Below are 232 nucleotides of genomic sequence, written 5' to 3'. Positions count from 1 at the left end.
ATGGAAAAAATGAACAGCGCAGTAGTCAAGGTTCCCGAGGTCACACTAGCGTTCTGGATCATCAAGATCGCCGCAACCACGCTCGGTGAAACCGGCGGCGATGCCGCTTCGATGTCCATGAATCTGGGTTATCTGGTCAGTACGATCATCTTCGCAGTCATATTTCTCGTGTCGGTCGTTGCACAGATCAAGGCGGACCGATTCGTCCCCGTGCTGTACTGGCTCACCATTA

1 pseudogene is annotated in these 232 nt (G+C 53.0%); it reads left to right on the top strand.

Annotation, left to right across the window (positions count from 1 at the left end):
• Positions 1 to 9: 9 nt before the first annotated feature.
• Positions 10 to 232: pseudogene (locus SB725_RS34160) on the top strand (hypothetical protein); the annotation flags it as partial.

This window comes from Pseudomonas sp. SIMBA_041 (assembly GCF_046535095.1).
GTDB classification, from domain to species: Bacteria; Pseudomonadota; Gammaproteobacteria; order Pseudomonadales; family Pseudomonadaceae; genus Aquipseudomonas; species Aquipseudomonas mucoides.
Note: the sequence above shows the minus strand (reverse complement) of the source record. Positions and strands in the feature narration are given on the sequence as shown.